The sequence below is a fragment of the Amycolatopsis sp. NPDC031561 genome (genome assembly GCF_055580625.1).
Map to the genome: position 1 here is coordinate 82,319 of NZ_JBVILA010000031.1, position 7,718 is coordinate 90,036.

At 71.7% G+C, this 7,718-nt stretch carries 3 protein-coding genes; 2 read left to right on the plus strand and 1 reads right to left on the minus strand.

Annotation, left to right across the window (positions count from 1 at the left end; all coding sequences use genetic code 11):
• Nucleotides 1–218: 218 nt before the first annotated feature.
• Nucleotides 219–5,081 (minus strand): MobF family relaxase, encoded by a 4,863-nt coding sequence (gene mobF, locus ACZ5IK_RS39700; RefSeq protein ID WP_465492401.1) that lies wholly within the window; start codon nucleotides 5,079–5,081, stop codon nucleotides 219–221.
• A gap of 257 nt (nucleotides 5,082–5,338) precedes the next feature.
• Between mobF and ACZ5IK_RS39705 the strand changes: the two genes are divergently transcribed.
• Nucleotides 5,339–5,902, plus strand: coding sequence for a hypothetical protein (locus ACZ5IK_RS39705; protein WP_465492402.1), 564 nt, complete (start codon nucleotides 5,339–5,341; stop codon nucleotides 5,900–5,902).
• Nucleotides 5,903–5,913: 11 nt separating this feature from the next.
• Entirely contained in the window at nucleotides 5,914–7,209 is a 1,296-nt protein-coding gene (locus ACZ5IK_RS39710; protein WP_465492403.1) for a hypothetical protein, read from the plus strand.
• Nucleotides 7,210–7,718: the final 509 nt, after the last annotated feature.

Genomic DNA, 7,718 nt, shown 5'->3' on the forward strand with positions numbered 1-7,718 from the left:
AGTTCCGGTGTCGCATACGCGGGCCGGGGCTCCCCGTTTTCTTTTATCGGTGATGCAGGCGCACTCTACCTGAATCACTGAATCAGGCTAAGCGCCCTAGGTGGCTACACACCAGCGGTGCGTTTCGGCACCCGATCGGGAAGCCTTCCCTCTTCTGAGACGGTTTTTTCTACACCGGCGAGTAGTGACCGGCATCCAGGTAACTCTCTGAGTCACACCTATCGACCCATGCCCATGCCATGTCCGTGGTCCTGGCCGTGGTGGTGATCGTGGTGATACGAGTCGTAGCGCTCGGCCTGGTGTTGGTGGCGTTGCTGCGCGGCGCGGGCGCGGGCGCGTTCGGCCTGCTGGGTGTGCAGGATGTCGCGGAAGGTGTCTTCGGCGTTGTGCCGGTTGGCGGGCATGGTGTCGCGCAGGTCGTGTTCGTCGCGGAGTTCGCCGAGGGTGTGGCCGGCGGTGTGGGCGGCGTTTCCGGCGCGGTCGGCCTGGCGGTGAAGGTCGTCGACGTCGCGCTGGTCGGCGGTCTGGGCGGTCTGGCGGTCCCGGTCGTGGTTGTCGGCGGCGAGGCGGGCTTCGGTGCGGGCGCGGTGCAGGGTGGCGGGGTCGTCGTCGTGCCGGGTGAGGGCGTTCATGCGGGTGCGGAGCTCGGTGGCGACGGCCCCGGCCTGGGCGGCGGACTCGCGCAGGTCTTCGGCTTCCTCCTGCAGCCGGCCGCGCAGTCCGGGACGGCGAAGCGCGTCCCAGCGGGTGAGCCGGTTGGCTTTCCACTCCCGGTCGGCGGCGTTCGCGGTCGCGACGCGGGCTTCGGTCATGGCGTCCTGGTGTTCGCGGGCGAGGATGTCGTACTGGGTGGCCAGTTCGGCGCGGGCGGTCAGGGCGGTGACGCGGGCGTCGAGGTCCCGCACCCGCGGCCCGGCCCCGGCGACGACCTGCGGTTCGAGGTCGGCGACGCGGCGCGCGAAGATCTGCTGGGCCTGGTTGGCCTTCTCGGCGAGGCGCTGCTCGCGGGTGATCGCCGCGGCGAGGGCATCGCCGGACAGGGCGCCGTGCGGACGCTCCCGCCACGCGGCCTTCCATTCCCGGGCCTGCCGCAGCCGCTGCAGGTTCTCGGCGTGGATACGGTCGACGAGGTCGGGGTGGGCGTCCTCGAACGCCTCCCGCCGCGCCAGCGCCTGCTGTTCCCGCTCAGTGTCGCCCGCGCCGCGCGCGAGGTTCAGTTCCACCTGCAGCCCGGTGTAGCGGATCCGCAGAATCTGTTCGGCCGCGCGGCTCATGACGGGCTCGGCGACTTCGGTGTTCTCGTCGGGGTAGCTGGTTTCGTGGTCGGCGCGCCAGCGGTCCATGCGTTCCCACATGGCCTCGACCGGCTGGTCGTCCTGGTCCTGCCCGGCGCGTTCGGCGCCGCGCAGGTCGTGCCCGTCGGCGTCGGTGTGGTCGTCGGTGAGCGGGGTGTGTTCGGTGGCGGCGAGGTGGCGGGCGACCCAGGCGCGGGCGGTGTCGGCGGTGGTGTGCGGGAGCAGTTCGGGGTCGTCGGCGGGGACGCCGAAGCGTTCGCGGTAGGCGGCGACTTGCCCGGCGCGGTGGATCCAGGTTTCGCGGTCGAGGGCGTCGAGCGGGACCGGGCCGAGGTGCGCGGCCCAGGCCGGGGGTTGCTCGGCTGCCTGTTCCCCGAGGTGGCGGACGCGGTCGGCGAGCGCGCGGGCCTGTCCGGTGACCCAGTCCTGCAGGTCGGCGAGGTCGCGGGGCGCGGCCGGGTCGACCGGCGGGGGCGCGGGGATCCAGCCGGGCAGCAGGACCGGCCGCTCCCCCGCCCCGTCGGCGTCCCCTGTCGCGAGGGGGAGGTCGGGTTCGAGGCGGTGGTGGAGGACTTGCGCGATCGAGTGAGCCGGGTCGGCCGGGTCGTCGAACGGGCGCTGGGCGGCGCGGCGGGCGAGGACGTCGACGGGGTCGGCGCCGGTGCCGTGGACCTGCTGCAGGACCTCGGCGAGCTCGGGCCACGCCGGGTCGGTGAGGATTTCCTTGGCATGGGCGGGAAGCGCCTGGTGCACCCAGGTTTCGGCGTCGGCGAACGCGTCGGGACCGCGGTGGAGGTCGAGGGCGAGCAGGTAGCGGGGCACGGCGACGTCGAGCCGGAACGGCTCGTCCAGCGCGTCCCGCAGGTGTTCGGTGGCCGACAGTTCCGCGCCTTCGCGGCGCAGGATCGCGGCGAGCGCCGCGGCGGCCGGGTCGTCGTTGCGGTGGCGGTAGAACAGCTCACCGGGCAGGGTCTCGGGTTCGCCGTGCTCGAGGATGGTGTCGGTGTCGAGGTAGGCGTGGTTCTCCTCGGCACCGCGGGAGAGCGCGACGAGCGCGGCTTCGCGCACGGCGATCGGGGTGAGGTAGGCGCGGGAGACGTCGACGGTGAGGCCTTGGGAACGGTGGACGGTGGCGGCGTAGCCGAGCTCGACCTGGGTGGCGACGTAGTGGGCGGGCAGCGTGATTTCGCCGCGGTGGCGGATGTGCCGGACGGTGAGCGCGCCGTCGTCGTGGCGGGCGGTGACGTCCCACAGGTCACCGTTCTTCACGTAGTCGGTGCCGGTGACGGCGAGGCGGCGCTGGTTGTCGCGGGTGACGATCCGGTCCCCGACGCCGGCGGTCATGCCGTCGCGCAGCGCCGCCCCGCCGGGTTCGACCTCACCGGCGGCGCGGCGGTCGGTCTGCGCCCGCTCGGACAGCTCGCGGACGATCTCGGCCGAGTCCGACATCATGATCGACGCCCGGCCGGTGGTGGTGTCGGTGTTCCAGTCGGCGTAGAGCCGGTCCAGGACGGCGACCCGCGTCCCGGCGTGCAGACGCCCGCGCGCGGTGTAGAAGCCGATCGCTGTCCGGTCGCCGACCCGCAGCCGCAGCATGGCGTCGGCTTCGGCGGGGTCGCGGAAGCGGTGCAGGCGGGTGAGTTCGGTGCCGCCGTGGTCGTGGTGGATCAGCCGCAGCGCGCCCCCGGCCTCGACGGCGGCGAGCTGCCGGTAGTCGCCGACCAGGCGGATCACGGCACCGCGTTCGGCGGCGATCGCGCGGACGGCGTCGAGGGTGCGGGTACCGCCCATCCCGGCCTCGTCGACCAGCACCATGTCCCCCGCGCGCAGGTCGATCTCGCGGCCGTAGTCGTGCAGGGCGACCAGGTGGTGCAGGGTGTCGGCGGGGACGCCGAGCTCGTGGCCGAGGACCTGCGCCGCGGCGGCGGACGGGGCGAGGCCGATCACGCGGCCGCCGGTGGTCTCCCACGCCGTGCGGACCGCGCGCATCGCCGTCGACTTTCCCGCCCCCGGCGGGCCGATCCCCACCGCAAGCGCGGTTCCGCAGGTCACGAACTGCTCCACCAGCTGCCGCTGCCCGGGATCCAGCGCCCGCCCGGTCCGGGCTTCGTGCGCCGCGATCGCCGCGCGCGCGTCCCGGACGGCGACGACCGGCCCGGCCGTGGTGCGGGCGGCCTCGAGGAGGCGCTGTTCGGCGTCGAGGATCTCGGTGCTGGTGTAGCGGGTCGCCCCGTGCCGCTGGAACACCGATTCGCCGCTGGCGCGCCGCAGCAGCGCCGGTGGCGGCGTGACCGCGACCGACAGCTCGACGGATTCGGTCCCGAGCGCCGTGCTGACGACCTCGTCGGTGACCCGCTCGCGGTCGGCGGCGGACGCGAACGGGTGGGGTTTGAGCTGGCGGATCGTCTCGGACCGCACGTGATACACCGACCAGGTCGACCGGTGCTGGGAGACGACGTCGACCACCGTCGCCGCCAGCTCGGCGACGTCGACCGGCACGACGGCCGCGGTGGTGTGGCCCATCGTCGCGGCGAGGACCTGGTCGACGTTCCGGCCGGGCAGCATCCCGTCCGCCGCTGTCCGCCAGGTGTCGCGCTGCTCACCCAGCGTCGCGCCGGCCGTGTCCTTGTCCGGCCGGTTCTGCAGGGTGGCCTGCTGCGCGAGCTTCATCTGCACGCTGCGCGGCGGGGTATGCCCGTAGGCCCGCACGTAGTCGGCGACGAGGACCTCGTAGTTCTTCTCGACCTGGTTACGGCGGCCGGAGAAACCGGTGATCAGCTCGTCCGGGACACCGGCGATCTCCCGCACCGCGCGTTTCCCGTCCGCGCGCGGCACCGTCCGCCAGGTCACCCCGAGGCGCTCGGTCAGCCCGTGTTCCACCGCGGCGTTGTAGGTCTCCGACATCGACACCGCGACCCGGTGCAGCTGCCGCGAGTCGAGCGTCCGCCACTTCCCGTCGACGGCGAGCACACGGTTGGAGACCACGACGTGGGTGTGCAGGTTGGGGTCGCCGCAGCGGGAGTCGCGATGCTGAAACGCCACCGCGACGAAGCCGTTCGTGTCGATCTGCGCGGTCCCGCCGGCACCGATCCGGGTGAACGCGGCCTCGCGTTCGCCGTAGGCGAGCGCCGTCCGCCACGCCTGCTCGTGGACCTCCTCGACGACCTGCGCGACCTGCGGATCCCCCAGGCCCCACAACACCGACACGGACTTCGCCGGCGGGGTGAAGACGAGATCGAACCCGGCGACGGGCTGGTCGGCCCTGCCGAGCTCGTCGACGAGGAAGCGCCGCACCACCGCCGGATCCGGCGGCGTGCCGCCCGGCCCGGCCAGCATCTCCGCGGCCGTCTTCTCCTTGATCTCCCGGCGTTCGTCCACGCTCGGGCGGCGATCATGGAGAACGGCGAAACGGTCGTAGGCGTCCTGCACGGCGGCCGCGAGCGGGCTCTTCTCCGCCTTCGGCGTCATGAACTTCCGGCCCAGCCGGGCCCGGTCGATCGCCTTCGCGTACGGCATCCCCGCGTCGATCCAGCGGGCCACCATCGCATCCGCGTCCGGGTGCAGACCCTCCCCGAACAGGGCCCGCATGTGCTCCTCGGACACCGCGCCCGACATACCCAGGTCCGCGATCCCCGCCCCGACCCACTGCCCCGGCGGATTCCCCGAGGCCAGGTAGTAGTCCGTCAGCGACTGCCCCGGCTCGCGCGCCGCGTCCAGAGAAGCGACCTGATCAGTCAGGTACGTGTAGCCGTCCCCCGCGTGCAGGACGTGACACGTCATCGTCATGGGTCCCCCAACCCGTCAGGGGCTCGTCCTCCCCCTCAAGATCCACCGTACGCCGAACCCCTGACCAGCGCCTTTGCATCCGCACACTTTAGTGCCAGAGGTGTGTGGTTGACCTTGAGGGCCGTACGGGCGGGTGAGCACCGGCGGCCTGTGTCCTGTCCGGCTGAACCTGTCGGCGTCCGGCCTAGTTGTCGGTGGTGGTGTCGGTGTCCGGGGGTACTTGTCGGGCCGGTGAGGCGGGGTAGGTGCCGCGCTCGATGATGCCCGACATCGTCAACACCGTCTGCGCGGTCGCGGCCCGCACCCACCTGGAACTCGTTCTGGTCGACGAGATCCACAACATTTCCCTCTCCAGCCGCGCCGGCGCGGAAGTCTCGGATCAGCTCAAGTACTTCGGCGAACGGCTCCCGGCGACGTTCGCCTACGCCGGGATCGAGGTCGAGGAACAGGGCTTGTTCGCCGGCCCGCGCGGCCGCCAGATCGCCGGGCGGTTCACCCTGCTGTCCTCGGCGCCGTTCGACTACGGCACCGCCGAGCAGCGCACCGCCTGGCGGGCACTGGTCGCGACCCTGGAACAGGCGCTGCGTCTGCACGCACACCGCCCCGGGACGCTGGTCGACCACGCCGACTACCTCTACGAGCGCACCGGCGGCATGATCGGCAGCCTCTCCCAGCTGATCCGCGGCGCCGCGGTCCTGGCCATCGACGACGAGACCGAGCGCATCACCACCGAACTGCTCGAGGTGATCCCGCTCGACCACGCCGCCACCCGCACCGCCCCGGCCCGCCGCCGCAGCACCGGCAGCAAGGCGAAGCGCTGATGGTCTCCCGGTTGCCGATCACGATCCGGCCCGCGCACCGGGAGATCGCCGTCTCCTACCTCGCGCGGCTCGCCGCACTGCATGACCTTCCCGCGACTGAACTCTGGCGGCAGGTCAGCATCGGCCGCCGCCTCGACGGCGACCTGCTCGCGATCGTGTCGAGCCAGCCCCGCGCCCGGCTGAACCAGGCGATCGCCGAGCTGCTCGACCCCGCATCGGACTGGCTCGCGCTGCGCCACGAACCCCAGCGCGGCTGCCGCCGCTGCACCGCCCGCCACCCCGGCGGGCCGGTCCTGCAACTGCTGACCCACCACGACTACGTCTGCACCCGGCACCGGATCTGGATCGGCCCACCCGATCACCTCGACCACCCCCAGCCCCACCTCGACGAGCTGCCCGAGATCGTCGCCGCGCAGCACCGGCACCGGCGCCTGCTGCGTCGCGTCGGCCCGGCCGCCACCTTCGACGCCGTCCTCACCGGGTTCCTCATCTGCGCCCACCGCTGGAACTTCACCAACGCGGCCGCCACCGACACCGACGCCTGGCTGCACTGGCGCCGCCGCACCACCCTGCTCATCCCGCCCGGGACCGAACGCGACGCCTTCACCGCGTCCCGGCTGTTCGCCGCGACCTACCCCGAAGCCGTCGCGATCGCCGAGCTGATCGGCTCCCTTCACTGGCGCCGCCTCGCCGCCGGCGGCCCGAACGAGCAAGCCCTCTTCTCTGCCGAGATCGGCGCCCGCCTCGGCCTGCCCTACTACCGCCCCACCGTCCTGAAAGACCCCGTCTCACACTGGATCGAACACGACTCCTGGAAACCACCCAGCTTGCCCAGATACGACTTCCGCAGCCTGAAGACCTTCGCCGGGCCCGCCGGGTTCCGTCGGGCGGGCAAGGACGCCGACGCGAAACGCCGCACCAGCGCCGCCTGGTTCGTCAAACATCAGCACGGCGGTGACGCGATGCTTTATCACCGCCACCTCAACCCGGTCGTCATCCGCGACTGGTCCACCAAGATGGAGCTGTTCACCAGCGCGATCGCGCTCACCGCCGACACCAGCCGCCAATCCCAGCAGGCACTCAACCTCCGTCGCCCCCAAACCCCGACGCAGTTCGACGAATTCGCTCTCAGCCACTGGTTCCGGCCCCACGCCCAGCCGTCGACCTACCTCTACACCGCGACCGAACCCGTCCCCTGGCCAGACCGCGAACGCGACCAACGCCCCGCCACCGCCGCGCGGCCGCTCCTTCCCAACGAGCGTCGCACCCTCGCGAAAATGCCCGTCCAGGTCAACCGGCTGCGCTGACCGCCAACACGTCCATACCCCGAGCGATCTCGCATGCATTGGTCCATAATTTTGTTCTTTTTGCTTTTTAGTGACCTGATGACTATCAGCAGCGCGACGAGGAACGACAGGGATGACAGACAGGCGGATGTAGAGGTGAGGAAAAGAGGACGGAAGAGAGGCAACAGAGGGTGACCAGTGGGCTTGAAAGACGAGGGGCTCCAGTGCTCCCAGCAGGGGCTGCCAGGGTGTGCGCCCGGTTTCGCCGCGCGCCGGCGTCGCGCCCGGTCTCGACCACCACCAACGGCCCGACGCGCCCAGCGCGGCGGGCCGTGCGGCTCCTCAACCTTCACCTGCCCCTCGCCACCCACACACAGCATCCGCCATGCATGTCTGCGCAGACAGACCTCGAAGATCGGGGCCCTGGGGGGGGGAAGAGGGGGGGGGGGGGGGGGGGGGGTTTTTTTTCGCCACAGGGGGGGTTTTTTTTTTTCTCTTTCCCCCTTTCTTCCTTGTTCTTTTTTTTACTC